Source organism: Streptomyces sp. NPDC057939, from assembly GCF_042887545.1.
Taxonomy (GTDB): domain Bacteria; phylum Actinomycetota; class Actinomycetes; order Streptomycetales; family Streptomycetaceae; genus Streptomyces.
Window position 1 is genome coordinate 16998 of the sequence record NZ_JBHVPG010000056.1, and the last position, 14283, is coordinate 31280.

Consider the following 14283-nt stretch of genomic DNA (forward strand, 5'->3'; position numbering starts at 1 on the left):
GAGAGAGCACCTGCGACGCACCCCTGTCACTCCGTAGAAGGAGCCCTCATGCTCACGCGAACCCGTGACCTCACCACCCAGAAGCGTCCGCGCCGGGCCCGGTCCCGCGCCATCAGCACCCTCCCCCCGCTGGTCGTCTCCACCCTCAAGCCGCACGAGGTCGACCTCGCCTACTCCACGCTGGTCTGCCCCACCTGCCGCACCTGGGTGCCGATCAGTACGCCGCACAGCTCGCGGCCCAAGCTGGTCCCCCACCACACGGAGAAGGCCGGCACCGACGACCCGATCCGCTGCCCCGGAAGCCACCGCCTGGTCACCGTCAACCTCACCGTCGACCAGTGGTTCCAGCGGCTGGAAGAGGGCCTGACCCAGACGAACGGACGACGCTCCACCCGCGTGATCCGCAAGCCGAAGACCGGTTCGACCCCCGCCGTCATGCAGATCGTCGGCGGCACCGTCGACGACAAGACGGCTCGCAAGCTGGACGAAGCCCACGTCCGCGGCTGCTCCACCTGCTCCGTCAAGGACGACAAGGGCAACCTCCTGCGCGCCGCCGACCTCACCGCCCGGTGCACCGACGGCCGCCGCCTCGCCCAGTTTGCCGCGCACACCAAGCGCCTCGCCCCCGCCCGCCGCGCGGCGCAGCTGGACCGCGAGGACTGGTACGACCGCCGGGCGTGGGGCCTGCGCCTGCTGCGCGAGCAGCAGTGGCAGAACGTCTCCGAGCCGGTCGCCGATGCCGACCTCCGGCGCGTCCGCGACACCTTGGCCGCGCTGATCCAGACGCTCAACCCGCGCAAGGCCGACGCCCCGCAGCTCACCGACTGGGAGCGCGCCGACCTGATGAGCGCGATCACGCTCCTGGCGACACAGGAAGAGCAGCTCACCCGGTAGCACCGCGACGAACGCCCACGGCCCCGGCCGCCCCCTCTACTGCGGGGCGGCCGGGGCCGTGGCTGCTCGTACAGCAGTCAACTCCCCCACGGGGGGAGCATCGCGACAAGCCCCGGGGGCCTAATCCCGGCGCTGTCTTGCAGGTCACCTTCTGGAGAGGACGACCCACATGCAGATCAGCATGGCACGCTCCCTGATGCCGCCCGCACCGCGAGCCGGAAAGTTCGACGACATGGAGCGCGAGGACACCGACCTCGGCCCCGAGCGCGACGAGACCGACTCCTTCCACTCGCTCGTGCGGCACCTCGTCGCCGACGGCGACCGCCGCGCCCTCCAGGCCGGCCGCCGTGCGCGCCGGGTCCTCACCGACATGGTGGCGACCGGATACACCCGTCCCTCGCTCCTCACCCGCACGGCCGAGACGGCCTCCAGCGGACAGGGGCGGTGACCGGCATGGACTGGCGACACCACGCGATCTGCCGCGACGAGGCAGACCCGGAGCTGTTCTTCCCCATCGGCAACACCGGCCCGGCGCTCCTGCAGATCGAGGAAGCCAAGGCCGTCTGCCGCCGCTGCCCGGTCATGGAGCACTGCCTCCAGTGGGCGCTGGAGTCCGGCGAGGACACCGGCGTCTGGGGCGGCCTGTCCGAGGACGAGCGGCGCGCGATGAAGCGCCGCGCCGCCCGCAACCGCCTCCAGGCGGGTAAGCGGGCGGCGGCATGACGGACGCCGACCAGAAGCGCCTGAACGAATGGCGCCGCCAGACCGAAGAAGAGCACGACTTCGGCCGGCGCGCTCACGGCTGACCGGCCCGCCCCACAGGACGCCAACCGAACTTCTTTCCCGCACCACGCCGCTCCACCAGGTCGGCCGCCCGCACCACGGGCGGCCGGCCTTCCGCACGCCTCCAGCCCGGGAGACTCTCGGGCCCGCACCCCCGCAGGAGAGCCCATGCGTAGCAGCACCCAGTTCGACACCGCGCCGACCGGCACCACGCTGCCGGACTCGCTGTGCACGCACACCCCGAAGTGCCCGACGGCCGACAGCCCGGACCGCGAGGCCGCGCACGTCGTGGCGGCCCACCCGGAGCAGGGCTGGAGCCTGCTGTGCAACGGCCTGGTGATCTTCGACGACACCGGCGAGCTGCTGCCCGACGGCCAGATCATCGCCCCGCACCGCCCCCTCGCCGCGGCCACGGCCTGACGGCTGCCTGATCCGCCCGCACCGCCCGCCGCACCCCGGCGGCCGGGACGGGCGGTGACTGGGAGCCGGAGAGTCCGGACCACGAAGGGATGACCATGCGCGGAGATCGCATCACGCTCACCAACGACATCGAGGCCCTCGGCACCCGGCACTCCGCCGGAGAGCAGGGAACCGTCGAGGCGATGCACACCGGCGGCTACCTGACCGTCCGCATGGACGACGGCCGCACCAACTTCCCCAGCCAGGACGAGGTGACCACCGACCCGCGGTGAACGGACGAAGGACAGCAGTTCGTTGCCCGTCCGGCCCTGACCGCCTGCCCCACGCAGGCGGTCCTCCGAGTCCCCGGCATTTGAGCTGCCGGGGCCTCGGAGGACCTGGTCACGACCCTACCGACCGACACCGACCCGCGGTGCCCCTTCGTACGAAGGCGCCACAACGTAAGAGAGGACACCCCGTGGCCAAGACCGCCACCCGCCGTAGGCGCCAGCCCGCCCCGGCCGCGAAGCCCCGTGCCACCGGGCGCACCAAGGCGCCGGCGGCCCCGGCCGCCATCCCCGCCCAGGCCGCCGCCCCCGAGGAGCCGCTGGTGCACCCGGAGGCCGACCCGGTCCTGGCCGACGCCGCCGACCGCGCCGCCGACATCCGGGACCGGGCCGCCGACGTCATCGACCTCGCGCGTGAGGAGGCCGCCGCCCTCCAGGCGGAAGCCGAGAGCGCGGCCGCGCGTACCGTCGCCGCCACGCACGAGCAGGTCACCGTGCTGATGACCGAGGCGCAGACCCGCGCCGCGGGCATCACCGCCGATGCCGACCAGGAGGCCACCGCCCACCGCGCGGCGGCGAAGAAGGACCTGGAGGCGGCGCGCGGCGAGGCCGACCGGCTTCTGACGGAGGCCCGTGACCGTGCCAAGACCCTGGTGACGGAGGCCCGCGCGCAGGTCGTCGACCTCACCGAGCTGGCCGCCACCGACCGCGAAGCGACCGGCAAGGCGGTCGCCGAACTGCGCCGCCTGGCGGAGGCCGACCTCACCGAGATCAGCACCCTGGTCGACCAGCGCCGCATCGAGGCCGGCCAGATCCTCGCCCGCGCCCAGGAGCAGGCCGACGCCCTGGTCGCCGCCGCGCAGCGGGAGGTCGACCAGGCCCGCGAGCGGTTCGCCCAGCTCGCGGCGGCGGCAGCCGAGCAGTACGACGGCCGCCGCGCGGAGGCGGAGGCGCTGTACGCGGACGCGGTCAAGGCCGCCGACGACCGGCGCCGCGAGGCTGACGACCGGGTCGCTGCCGCGCACACCGAGGCGGAGGCGGCCCGCACCGAGCTGCGTACGAAGCTGCGCGCGCTCACCGACGAGTTCGACGTGGAGGCCGCCGCCAAGCGCAAGGTCCTCGCGGATGAACTCGCCGGGCTGAAGGCGGCGTGCGACAAGCAGCGCGAGCGCCTGCGGGATGAGGCCAAGACCGTCGCGGTGCAGCTGCGCGAGGCCGCCCAGAAGGAGGCCGACCGCATCACAGGCGAGGCGGAGCGCAAGGCGAAGGCCGTCACCGACCGCGCCGCGGCCGACGAGTCCCGCGCCCGCCGACTGCTCGAGGAGGCCAGGGAGGCGAAGAAGGCCGCGTCCCGCTGGAACGGCTGGCAGCAGAACATCAGCCGCAAGGCGTGGAAGACCGCGCCGTGGGTCGCGCTCGCCGCCGGCGTCGGGCTCGCCGCCTCCGGCGAGTACGAGCTGGCGACCATGGTCGGCATCCACCACTACGTCGCTCCGCTGCTGCCCGTCAGCATCGACGTCTACTGCGTCACCGCGTTCCGGGCCAAGAAGGACATCCCGTACGCGCTGCTGCTGATGGCGTCGGCGAACGTGACGTACCACCTGTCCGAGCAGGCCGAGATCGTCAAGCCCGGCCAGTCGGCGCCGTGGCCGCTGACGACCTTCGTGGTGCTGATCTTCGTGGCGGTCATCTGGCGCGTCCACACCCTCATGCACGACGACGGTACGGACGGCCACGGCAACAAGGCCGCCGAGGGCGGCCGTACCGGTACGGACAGCGGAACCGGAATGCCCGCCCGTACAGGTACGCACCGGCGTACCGACGCGACGGACGCCGCATCGTCCGGCCGTACAGAGGGCGCGAGCCACGACCTGTACGCCGCGCACAATACGGTTCAGCCGGACGGCTCGGGCGCGGGATGGGACGGTACGGACCCTGTACGCCCCGCCTCGCACCCGCCGCACGAAGGTGAGGCCGAAGCGCCGGTGACCAGGCCGTACAGCGACCGTACAGGCGGCGTACACACCACCCCCGAAGGGGCCGCGCGTACAGGTACGGCGACGCTGGGGCGTACTGGGACGGCCAGCGCGGCCGTACAGGGACGCACCGGCGCCATCAGCGCCCGTACGCAGCCCGGCGGAGAAGGCGTTCCGGGGGCCCGTACAGGGACGGCTGCCGCGTCTTCTCCCGCAACCGGAACGGGCAGTACGGCGGGTGCGGAGCGTCCCGGTACGCCTGTACGGACGGACGAAGAGCTCCTGCCGCTCGTACAGCAGCTCCCCCGCGGCGAGGACGGGTTCGTGACCCTCTACCAGGCCCGCACCAAGCTCTCCGTCAACAACGACCGCGCGGTGCGCCTGCTCTCCAAGGCCGGCCTGCTGCGCCCCGAGGACGCGGACAAGCACCTGGCCTGATCCGCCGTCGCATCCCTGCCGTTCATGGTCGCCCCCGGCCCGTGCCCACGCTCCCGAGCGTGAGCGCGGACCGGGGGCGGCCACGGCCGGCAGGCCGCTCGCCCGCACCCCGCCCCGAGCGCGGGCACAGCGGGCCAGGCACAACCGAGCACCACTCACCCCGCGCCACACCACATCCGTCTCCCCCGCACTGAGCTCGGGCCGCCCCGAGCAGCTGGAGATCGCGACGCGGTTCAGGCGCACGAAGGCCCCCCGTTGAAGCGTGATCAGCGGGGGGCCTCGGTCTGTCTGTTCACGCAAGAAAGGAGCACAGCATGGCACCCACGACGACCGGGCCCGCCCCGAAGTCCGGGCGCTTCCCCCGTACGACGACCCCGCCGGCGCCCGCGCTGGCACCCCCCACGGTGATCCCGCCGGCCCTGGAGATCTGGGCGCCCGACCCCCCGACCTGGGGCCAGCGGCTGATCCCCAAGGGGGTCCGGTCCACGATGGCTGACCTGGGGCTCTGGCAGGAGCCGCGCCCCCTGCGGCCCTCGTTCCACCTGGTCCAGGTGATCGAAGTTCTCACCCGCTACGGCTGGTGCCAGTCCTTCGACTTCTCCCCCACCGGACGGATGTGCATCCGGGGTGCCCAGACCTTCCTGGAATCCACCGGACACGTCACCGCGATCGACCGGGGAAAGGCCGTGAATTACCTCCAGACCCAATTGGCACGTCAGGGCGTGAACATGCGGTTCTGGGAATGGAACGACCTTTCCCACAACACCTTCCGGGGTGTGGAGGCCACCATCTCGGCGGCCTCCGACATGGCGCGTAGAAACGGAGACTAAAATGACGCCGGACGAAGAGAGGGCATTCGAAGGAATTCAGGCCGGAATGACAGCCGGAATGACCTTCGGGAACAGCGCTCCGGACGCCTCGCCGTACGCCGATGAAGGGCCGTACGGAACCCCGGTCGCACAGCACAAGAAGGCCGGTCTGACCCGCCGGGGAAAGGTCGCCATCGCGGTGGCCGGTGTGGCGATCGTCGGCGGCGGAACCATCTGGTTCCAGGTCCATTCGGCGGCCGTCGCGAAGGACGAGAAGGAGGCCGCCGCCCTCCAGGTCCAGATGAAGAAGCTGGAACTGGAGGAAATGAGGATCCGGAACGAGCAGGCCAGTACCGACAAGAAGGCCGCCACTGACTCCGCCGACAAGCTCCAGGCGGCCGTCGACAAGTGCGTGAAGGACTCCTCCGGCCAGATCGGCAAGGGGTACGGAGCGCCGTCCAGGAGCGCCGTCGTGGCGGACTGCAAGCAGCAGTACGAGACGGCCGACGGGTCCGGGATGCAGGCCGCCGGCAGCGCCCAGGCCGCCGGGAACGAGGGGGGCGGCGGGATCAACTCGCCCGCCCTGCTGGGTCTCGTCGCCGGTGGCGGCCTGGCCATCGCCGTGTTCGCACGCAAGGGCAAGAAGGCCGACGCGTAGTCACGCACGGTGATTAATTACTCCCTCCCTCCTGGCGGAGAGCGCCGCAATCGGACTCCCATGGTCCGGAGGATCGGCCGCTCTCCGCTGGGAGGTAAGGAGTAAGGAACCACCGGCGACCACAGAGAGTGAGGAAAACATGGCGACCGATACGGCGCCCCCGGTCCCCGTGGGACCCCCCGAGCCGCCCGCTGCGCCGGCCGCCAGCACCGCTCCGGCACCCGCCGCGGACACCGGCATCATGGCCGCGCTGATGGCCGCGGTGGAGCCCGCCCGACCGGTCACCGCGACCGCCGGTGCCCGGCCGGACGGTGACGACCCGGCCGCGAAGGCGGACGCCGACGGCGTGGTGGACCGCTCCTCCCCGGGCGTCACCAGTGAGCAGTTCAAGGCCCCTGAGGACCTGACCGGGGCCGGATCGGACGCGGCCGGTGCCCGGCACAAAGAGGGGGTGTTCAAAACTCTGATCCGGGCGGGCGCGACCCGCTGGGCAAAGGGCGGCGGGACCGCGAACAAACGCCTCGACCTGGAGAAAGCCAGGGCCGGGGCGCACCAGGTGAAAGAGGCCCGGACCACTACGGTCATGAAATCGCCTGGGCTTCCCACCCGAAACGGCTCCGGAGGGTCCGGTGGCGGGGGCCGTAATTCCGGCGGAAGCAGCGGCGGGAATTCGGGCCGGAGTTCCACCGGGAACGGTTCCACGGGTACCGGACGTGGCGGATCCGGTGGTGCCACCGGAGGCGGCGGGCGCGGCTCGTCCGGCTCGAATGGGAGCGGCGGATCCGGCGGCGGGCGCGGCACCAGCGGAAACGGTGGCGGCGGTTCGCCGAAGGACACCGGCCCCAAGGGTGCGAAGGACTCCGGAGGCAAAGGGAAGGACGGCTCTTCGGGAAACGCGGGAGCCGGTGGAAAGGCTGGCAAGGACGGAAAGTCCGGTGCCTCCGGAAGCGGCGGCGGATCGACGTCGGGCGGTTCGTCCGGCGGCAGTTCCGGCACCTCGAAGGACAAGGCCGACAAGGGCAAGGGCGAGAAGGTCGACCTGAAGAAGGGCGGCGGCAGCGGCCAGGGCTCGGGCGGCTCCTCGGGGAGCAGCGGCGGATCCGGGAAGAGCGGCTCCTCCGGGAGCGGCGGGCGATCCGGTTCGAGCGGCTCCTCCGGGAAGGGCGGCGGCTCGGGTTCGAGTGGCTCCTCCGGGAGCGCCGGCGGCTCCGGCAAGAACGGCGCGGCGGCCGGCCACGGCTCGAACGGGGCCGACACCCGGACCCCGCTCCAGCGTTCGCGGGAGGTCGGTCACGGCGACGGCTCCGCGGTCCGCAACGCGGTCGACCACGTGAAGGCGTACGCCAAGGGCACGAAGGACGGCTACCAGGACAAGCGGGAGGAGAACGGCAAGGAGCACGAGCGGCTGGACCAGGCGCACGCCGACCACAAGGCGAAGCAGCAGGAACCGAAGCAGGACGACCCGAAGCAGCAGGGAACGACGGTCACAGGGCCTGGCGGCCGGACGATCGTCATCGCCCCGCCGGAGACAGGAGACGACGGAGTGAGCACGGACGTGAAGCCCCTGCTGGTCAAGCAGATCGACGCGAACACGCTGACCCTGGGCACGGACGGTGCCCGTGGGACGGTCAGCCGGAAGGAGCTGCGCAACTTCAAGCAGTACGAGCGGAAGCTGGAGGCCAAGGAGACCCACCTGATCAAGGTGGCCGACGCGTGCAAGTCGCTCGAGGCCGCGGCGGAGGACGAGGCGAAGGACTGCCAGCAGCTGGCCGACCAGGCCAAGGCCGTCGCCGGTGGCGAGAAGCTGGCCGCGACGCTGTCGAAGCTGGCCGACGCGGCGAAGGCCCAGGCGACCGAGGCCGCCGAACTCCACAAGCGCGCGCAGCGGGCGGCGGAGATGTGCAAGGTCGTCCTGACCAACATCGGGACCCGGTACGCGCCGCTCTACAAGGCCGTCGTGGACTCCGACGAGACCAAGCCCGCCGAGCTGCGCTTCTACAACGACAAGGGCTCCTACGCGCCCGCCGCGTAGCAACAGGAGGGACAGAAAATCATGGCGGAGCTGACGTACAAGGTCCTGGTCCGAAAGACGCAGGCCAAGGAGAAGGCCCTGGCCCGCAACGCGGAGGGCGTCAAGAAGGCCGCAGACACCATCAAGGAGCTGGCCGACGACACCGCCTCCGACGCGGACGCGCTCGGCGCCAAGAGCGTGGACCGCGACTCCCTGGCGGAGTGCCAGGAGCTCGCGAAAATCATCCGCGGCGTGTCGGAGGCCGCGATCGACTACGCGTCGAAGACGTCCGACACCGCGAAGGCCGCGAAGGCCGCGGGCGACCAGGCCCGCACCACCCACGCCGGGTTCCAGGAGGCGTTCGACCGCTCCGACGTGACCGACCTGGAGAAGGTCAGCCGCGACTGGTTCGAGCAGGAGTAGCACCACCACCACCACACCACCACCGGCGCGGCCGGCCCCCGGGGCTCACACCCTGCGGGCCGGCCGCGCTTTTGCCGATCCCTCAGTACCCAGACAGGAGTAGCCCGATGTCCACCCTCACCAAGACCGTGCCGAACGCGGAGCCTGCGGAGCGCGCCGCCGCTGCGCTCCAGATCGCCCTCCCCGTCGGGGTGGGCATCCTGGCCCCCTACCTGGACCCGAACGCGGCGGCCTACGTCGGGGCCGGCTTCCTGGCCGGTGCGACGTTCGCCAGCGCCAACTACATGAACCGCCTGGGCCGCTGGGCCAACCAGCTCCCCGGGATCGACATCGCGCGGGCGCACCGCGACACCATGGGGATCTCCACGATCACCACCGGCATGGGCCTGGCCCTGGGCCAGCTGGGCGGCGCCGAGGCGTCCGAGGCGCTGATGGCCGGTGTCTTCGAGCCGACCACCATTCCCGGGATCCTGTCGCTGGGCTGGTGGGCCGCGGTCGCCTTCACCGGCTGGCGCCTGCGCCGCGTCTTCGGCAGGCAGAAGATCGAGGTCCCGGCGCAGCCGACGACGCAGGCCGCCCCGGCCAATACCGGCGGTCCGGCCGCGGTGTCCCTGGCCGACAAGATGATCGCGGCCTGGGGGCGGGTGATCAGCGACCCGAAGAACGGCCGCCACCGCAACCAGATCCTCTCCGACGTCGTGATCTACGCCGACCGCTGGGAAGGCCGGATCACCGCGGCACTCGGAGACTCCGTCAACGTGTCGAAAGAGGCCGTCTCCAGCCTCTTCGGCCGCACGGTCGACGACATCCACCTGAAGGTGGGCGCGCACTCCGGGGAAGCGCTCATCACCGTCTGGTACACCCAGCGCCCGGAGCTGGACCCCTCCACGCTCCAGGGCGCCTGGAAGCGGGTCCAGGCGCGGGTCCTGCCCAAGACCCACCTGGAAGAGGTCGGCGAGGACGTGAACACCGGCGGCCAGGTCGCGCGCGTCGTCGCCGACGACGACCTGGACGCGCTCCCCCGCGTCGTCAACCTCGGAGAGCTGGCCGGAGCGCTGCGCCGCTCCATCGACCTCGTCTCCTACGAGCCCGGACGGCGCGACCCGAGGCGCGCGATCATCCGCATCATGGACCACAACCCGCTGGAGGCCGGCCACGACTTCCAGGGCCTGGACTCCCTGGTGGCCACCCCGGGCGGCTGGGTCAACATCGGGAAGATCGTGAGCGGGTTCCCCGCGAAACTCCAGCTGTTCGACCCGAAGCTGGGCGCCCTGCACGTCGTGATCGCCGGCACCACCGGCTCCGGCAAGGGCGGCACGGGCCAGATGATCAGCCTGGCCTACCACGCCAACCGCATGGCCCAGATCTACGGCGACCCCAAGGGAGCATCCAACCCCGCGATCCCGAAGATGGCCGCCTACAGCGGCCTGACCAAGTACGGCGCCCTGGGCGCCATGCGGCTGTCCTGGTGGGTCCTCCAGCACCGGATCGAAGAGGCCGCCCGCCTGGACCTGAAGAACTTCGAGCCGTCCGCGATGCGGCCGTACTGCGCCACGATCCTGGACGAGGCCGCCCAGATGCTGGCCCCGGGAGCAGAGAACCGCAAGGAGGCCGTCAAGATCGTCAAGGACGGTGCCTCGCTGACCCGCTCCATGGGCATGCCCTGGGTCCTGATCAACCAGACCGTCAACCTGGACCAGCTGGGCGGCGAGCAGGCCATCCGCGCCAACCTCCTGGCCGGCGGGACCTGGATCATCCTGCGCACGGACAGCGACCAGGTGAACCTGGGCGACCTTCCCCCCGGCTTCGACGGGCTGGACCCCTCGCTCATCCCGCCGGTGTGGGTGGAGGAGGACGACGCCCTGGTGTACGACGCGACCATGGCGGAGTCGGACCCGCGCCGCACCTTCGGCCTGGGCTACGTCGCCGCGCCGGGCGGGCGCGCGGGCATGATGCGCGTCGACACCCTGGAAGACGCCACCGAGCACATCCGGCCGGAGAACATCATGGCCCCGGTCGACGTGCCCTGGTGGGGCGACCAGGCGCGCATGGAGGAGCTGGCCATGACGCCCATCCCCGGCTTCGAGGAGAAGGACGCCGAGGGCGGGACCGGCGAAGCCGGAATGTCGTTCGCCGGCGTCGACCTCCCGAAGGCCAAGGAGCTCACCTCGGAGGAGAAGGTCCTGGCCGCCCTCCGCGACGAGTCCGACCCCATGTACGTCGACATGCTCGACCAGGGCGACGACATCGACCCCGACGACGTCGACTACGTGGAACGGGGCCAGCTCCAGGCCGCCTGCGGGGTCGCCGAGTCGACCTTCGCGAACGTGCTGAACAAGCTGGAGAAGGCCGGGAAGATCCACCGGGTCAAGGACGGCAAGAACTCCAGGGTCGCCCTGGGCCCCCGGCCGAACGAGAGCGGCGAAGAGGCCGCCTGACCGCTGCCCCACAACGGCGCGCATCCCCCACAGGAGGCGCGCCGTGGCAGTCCCCACTCGTCCGCACCGAAGGAAATCCGACCCGACGCTCTGCCCGGCCCTCGCCCATCCCGCCTTCGCGCCGGGCGAGGACCGGACAGGCCGCCCGGCCGCACGCCTCACCCCTCCCGCCCCGCCGACGGTCGCCCCGCCGGCGGGGCGCAGCACTGCCCGCCATCAACCCTGTTGGAGGACACCCGTGCTCATCCCCCGCCCGCGCCGCCGCATCGGCCGACCCCGCCCGCAGCGCCCCGGCCCCCGCTACCCACAGCGCCCCGCCCGGCTCCCCGGCACCTGGAGCCGGTGATGCCGCGCCGCCGAACGAGGCGCCGCCGCCGCGAGGTGACCCGGGTGCTGCGCGAGGACGCGGCGCTGCCGGAGTTCGACCGCGGCACGGTGCCCGAAGGGCTCGTGACCAGACGGGTATTACGGGACATGCAGCTGAGTCCCGGCGGCAACGAGGGCCCGGTCGCGATCCTGCGGTGCAGGCTGTGCGCGACCCGCCCGCAGTGGTCCTGCCGACACCCGACCCGGGGCTTCCTGCTCCGCGTCGACCTGGCGGTGCCCAAGCGCACGCCGACGCTCGCTCAGGAGTGGGCCCTGGACAAGGCGATGGCAGCTCGCCAGACCTGCGGCCACTGCGGGAGGCGCTTCTACTTCTGCCTCCCGCTGCGCACCCAGGGCTGCTGCGACCCCTGCGCCCGCGGCTACGAGCCCAGCCCCGACACCTACCTCGCCTCCACGGCCCCGGTCGTCCACCGGCTGGCCGCCTGACCAACGAACCCCTCGAAGGAGAGTCACCGTGGCTCGTCCACCCCTTCGCCCGGCCCCGACCCTGCGCGCCCGAACCGCCGTGCTGGTCGCGGCCGCCGTGCTCGTCACGGTCGCCGCGGCCGCCGTCCTCGAGTCCGGCCACTGGCGGCTGTACGCCGACTGGCACCGCATCGAGCTCAAGCCCCGCCCCCGCCGCTCCTGCCCCGACTGCCGGGGCGCGGGCGGCTGGTGGACCGGCGGCCCGTTCCCGGAGACAGAGGCGTGCGGCTGCTGGTCCGACCGGCGCGAGCTCCGCGTCCGGCTCCTGCCCGTCCCGGCCTGGCCGGACGGGCCGCCGTTCTGAACGACCCGACCCCGGCCGGTGTGGCCGGGGCCGGACCTCGGGCGGCCGCGCATCGGCAAAGGGCCGGCCACCCGCTCCCTCACCCGCAAGCGAGATCAGGAGACCTCCAGCATGCCCCGTCACCTCACCACCGAGCGCCTCGCCCTCTTCGGCACCCTGCTGGCCACCTTCGGTGAGCTCCACCCCGCCTGTGATCACTGGGTCCAGGGCTCGAAGACGGCGTCGCGGAAGCGGCTGTACGGCGAGGACCTGGTCCACGCCGACGGCTCCCCCGCCACCGAGGACTCCAGCCGCCCGACCATGACCACCACCACGCTCGGCAGGCGTGCCGTGGCCTCCCATGTCGCCTCGTACACCGCCGTGCAGCTCGGGGCGACCATCGCGATCACCCGGGCGTTCGGCTACCGCGTCACCCCGGCCGCGCTGCTCGCCGGCGCGGCCATCAACGCCTCGACGCATGCCGCGATCGACCGCGGTGCTGTTCTGCTGTGGCTCGCGAAGAAGACCAAGAAGACCGGCTACATCGAGCACTGCCAGGCGGTCCGCCTCGACGACGAGGGCGCGGTCACCAAAGAGATCACCGGGCCGGGCAGTTCGTGGATGGAGCTGGACGCGGCGCTCCACCGCGCAATCGGGATCGGCGCCGCCGCCGTCACCGTCTGGCTCACCACCCGCCCCGGCGCCCGCCAGTGACCCGCGCGAACACCAAGGCGGAGAGCCCGCCCCGGGGGCAGTGCACGCAGTGCTGGTTCCACGCGTACGCCGGGCGTCAGGCCCACGCCGGGCTCGGCCCGCGTGAGGACTGCCCGCAGTGCGTGGACCACATGACCAACGGCCACCCCGACCACATGATCGTCCGCTGACGGCGCTGCGGGCAGCAGCCGCTCTGCTCACCGACCATGCCGGGCAGCGCCTCATCCGGGCTGCCCGGCACCCTCACTTGCTAGGAGAATCCGCATGACCGTGATGCCGTTCTACCCGCCGATGCCCGAGCACAGCGTCGTGGTCCTCATTGGCCCCTCCGGCGCCGGGAAGTCCACGCTGGCGGGCACCTGGCCCGCCTCGCAGGTCCTGTCCCTGGACGCGCTGCGCGAGGTCGTCAGCGACGACGCGGGCGACCAGGACGCGACCGGCGACGCGGTTGCTGCCCTGCACCTGCTCCTGGAGGCGAGGATGCGCCGCCGGCTGTTCACGGTCGTCGACGCAACCAACGTCACGGCCGCGGCCAGGAAGCCGCTGGTCGCCGCCGCCAAGCGCCACGACATGCTCCCCATCGCGGTCCTGCTCACCACGCCCGGCAGCGTCTGCATTCAGCGGCAGGTCCCGCGGCCCGCCAACCGCACGGTGCCGGAAGAGGTCGTCGCCCAGCAGCACGACGACATGTTCGCCGCACGCCGCACCCTGAAGTCCGAGGGCTTCCCCGAGATCGTCTACTCCGACAGCCTTGGCCGCCTGCTGCCCTACCTGGAGCGCCTGAGCGAGACCCGGCAGGCCGACCTCGGACTGGACGGTGGCGACGGCCTCGGCGCCCTGAACCTCGTACGCCGCACCTTCGGCGAGGAGATCCTGCCGCTGTGGCAGTGGAAGCCGGGCTCGAACGTGGCCGGCGGCGACCGCGTCGCGGAGATCCGCCTCGGCCAGCAGCACCTCACCCTCGCCCTGCGCACCGACGTGGACGGCGAGGGCGACATCGGCTTCGACGTGATGGTGCCCTGCCCGCACGACGACGACTGCACCTGCCCCGCCTGGGCGCCCGCCTACAGCATCACCTGCCTGTTCCGGGCGCTGAACGGCGACCTGGACGACGACGAGGACATCGTCTGCACCACCCACGGCTCGAACACCGACGAGGACCAGGAGGACGACCCCGAGGGCCGCGCCGACCTCGAAGCGCAGTACGCGGACGCGATCCGCGAGTGAGCCGCGCCGCCGACGCTTCGCCGAACAACCCCACCCCGCAGGGCGCCGGGCACACCCGGCGCCCCGCACCATCTCCGGAAGGGCACCCCGC

16 protein-coding genes are annotated in these 14283 nt (G+C 72.2%); all 16 read left to right on the forward strand.

Translation table 11 applies throughout. The features are described 5' to 3' along the window. Window positions 1–48: 48 nt before the first annotated feature. The 16 genes from ACFVS6_RS36125 (at window position 49) to ACFVS6_RS36200 (ending at window position 14192) form a co-directional block, all read left to right on the forward strand. A complete protein-coding gene (locus tag ACFVS6_RS36125) occupies window positions 49–894 on the forward strand; it encodes a hypothetical protein (protein ID WP_389710779.1) in 846 nt (281 codons plus the stop codon). Window positions 895–1063: 169 nt separating this feature from the next. Further along, complete coding sequence (locus tag ACFVS6_RS36130; RefSeq protein ID WP_389710780.1) at window positions 1064–1342, forward strand: hypothetical protein; 279 nt, start codon at window positions 1064–1066, stop codon at window positions 1340–1342. Between the two features lie 5 nt (window positions 1343–1347). Next, the gene (locus ACFVS6_RS36135) at window positions 1348–1617 is read left to right on the forward strand and encodes a WhiB family transcriptional regulator (protein ID WP_389710781.1); all 270 of its coding nucleotides are present in this window, start codon (window positions 1348–1350) and stop codon (window positions 1615–1617) included. A 285-nt stretch (window positions 1618–1902) separates the two neighbouring features. Next, entirely contained in the window at window positions 1903–2097 is a 195-nt protein-coding gene (locus tag ACFVS6_RS36140; RefSeq protein ID WP_389710826.1) for a DUF5999 family protein, read from the forward strand. Between the two features lie 95 nt (window positions 2098–2192). Continuing rightward, window positions 2193–2369 (forward strand): hypothetical protein, encoded by a 177-nt coding sequence (locus tag ACFVS6_RS36145; RefSeq protein WP_389710782.1) that lies wholly within the window; start codon window positions 2193–2195, stop codon window positions 2367–2369. Window positions 2370–2554: 185 nt separating this feature from the next. Next, a complete protein-coding gene (locus ACFVS6_RS36150) occupies window positions 2555–4777 on the forward strand; it encodes a hypothetical protein (RefSeq protein WP_389710783.1) in 2223 nt (740 codons plus the stop codon). A 314-nt stretch (window positions 4778–5091) separates the two neighbouring features. Continuing rightward, complete coding sequence (locus ACFVS6_RS36155) at window positions 5092–5607, forward strand: hypothetical protein (protein ID WP_389710784.1); 516 nt, start codon at window positions 5092–5094, stop codon at window positions 5605–5607. A 46-nt stretch (window positions 5608–5653) separates the two neighbouring features. Then, window positions 5654–6244: a hypothetical protein gene (locus tag ACFVS6_RS36160; protein WP_389710785.1), complete on the forward strand. Its 591-nt coding sequence runs from the start codon at window positions 5654–5656 to the stop codon at window positions 6242–6244. A gap of 139 nt (window positions 6245–6383) precedes the next feature. Then, a complete protein-coding gene (locus ACFVS6_RS36165; RefSeq protein ID WP_389710786.1) occupies window positions 6384–8276 on the forward strand; it encodes a hypothetical protein in 1893 nt (630 codons plus the stop codon). Between the two features lie 21 nt (window positions 8277–8297). Beyond that, a complete protein-coding gene (locus ACFVS6_RS36170; protein ID WP_389710787.1) occupies window positions 8298–8678 on the forward strand; it encodes a hypothetical protein in 381 nt (126 codons plus the stop codon). 107 nt (window positions 8679–8785) lie between these two features. Then, the gene (locus ACFVS6_RS36175; RefSeq protein WP_389710788.1) at window positions 8786–11116 is read left to right on the forward strand and encodes a hypothetical protein; all 2331 of its coding nucleotides are present in this window, start codon (window positions 8786–8788) and stop codon (window positions 11114–11116) included. A gap of 345 nt (window positions 11117–11461) precedes the next feature. Beyond that, complete coding sequence (locus ACFVS6_RS36180; RefSeq protein WP_389710789.1) at window positions 11462–11929, forward strand: RRQRL motif-containing zinc-binding protein; 468 nt, start codon at window positions 11462–11464, stop codon at window positions 11927–11929. Window positions 11930–11957: 28 nt separating this feature from the next. Continuing rightward, a complete protein-coding gene (locus ACFVS6_RS36185) occupies window positions 11958–12272 on the forward strand; it encodes a hypothetical protein (protein WP_389710790.1) in 315 nt (104 codons plus the stop codon). A 111-nt stretch (window positions 12273–12383) separates the two neighbouring features. Then, a complete protein-coding gene (locus ACFVS6_RS36190) occupies window positions 12384–12965 on the forward strand; it encodes a hypothetical protein (RefSeq protein ID WP_389710791.1) in 582 nt (193 codons plus the stop codon). Continuing rightward, window positions 12962–13135, forward strand: a complete 174-nt coding sequence (locus ACFVS6_RS36195) for a pRL2-8 (protein ID WP_389710792.1) — start codon at window positions 12962–12964, stop codon at window positions 13133–13135. The genes ACFVS6_RS36190 and ACFVS6_RS36195 overlap by 4 nt, the downstream gene beginning before the upstream one ends. Before the next feature lie 94 nt (window positions 13136–13229). Further along, on the forward strand, window positions 13230–14192 hold the full coding sequence (locus ACFVS6_RS36200) for an AAA family ATPase (protein ID WP_389710793.1): 963 nt from the start codon (window positions 13230–13232) through the stop codon (window positions 14190–14192). The last annotated feature ends 91 nt before the right edge of the window (window positions 14193–14283 follow it).

Coding starts and splice junctions, on each gene's coding strand:
- ACFVS6_RS36130 (WP_389710780.1), top strand. CDS start 1,064: ATGCAGATCAGCATGGCACGCTCCCTGATGCCGCCCGCACCGCGAGCC.
- ACFVS6_RS36190 (WP_389710791.1), top strand. CDS start 12,384: ATGCCCCGTCACCTCACCACCGAGCGCCTCGCCCTCTTCGGCACCCTG.
- ACFVS6_RS36145 (WP_389710782.1), top strand. CDS start 2,193: ATGCGCGGAGATCGCATCACGCTCACCAACGACATCGAGGCCCTCGGC.
- ACFVS6_RS36125 (WP_389710779.1), top strand. CDS start 49: ATGCTCACGCGAACCCGTGACCTCACCACCCAGAAGCGTCCGCGCCGG.
- ACFVS6_RS36160 (WP_389710785.1), top strand. CDS start 5,654: ATGACAGCCGGAATGACCTTCGGGAACAGCGCTCCGGACGCCTCGCCG.
- ACFVS6_RS36175 (WP_389710788.1), top strand. CDS start 8,786: ATGTCCACCCTCACCAAGACCGTGCCGAACGCGGAGCCTGCGGAGCGC.
- ACFVS6_RS36180 (WP_389710789.1), top strand. CDS start 11,462: ATGCCGCGCCGCCGAACGAGGCGCCGCCGCCGCGAGGTGACCCGGGTG.
- ACFVS6_RS36170 (WP_389710787.1), top strand. CDS start 8,298: ATGGCGGAGCTGACGTACAAGGTCCTGGTCCGAAAGACGCAGGCCAAG.
- ACFVS6_RS36155 (WP_389710784.1), top strand. CDS start 5,092: ATGGCACCCACGACGACCGGGCCCGCCCCGAAGTCCGGGCGCTTCCCC.
- ACFVS6_RS36165 (WP_389710786.1), top strand. CDS start 6,384: ATGGCGACCGATACGGCGCCCCCGGTCCCCGTGGGACCCCCCGAGCCG.
- ACFVS6_RS36200 (WP_389710793.1), top strand. CDS start 13,230: ATGACCGTGATGCCGTTCTACCCGCCGATGCCCGAGCACAGCGTCGTG.
- ACFVS6_RS36135 (WP_389710781.1), top strand. CDS start 1,348: ATGGACTGGCGACACCACGCGATCTGCCGCGACGAGGCAGACCCGGAG.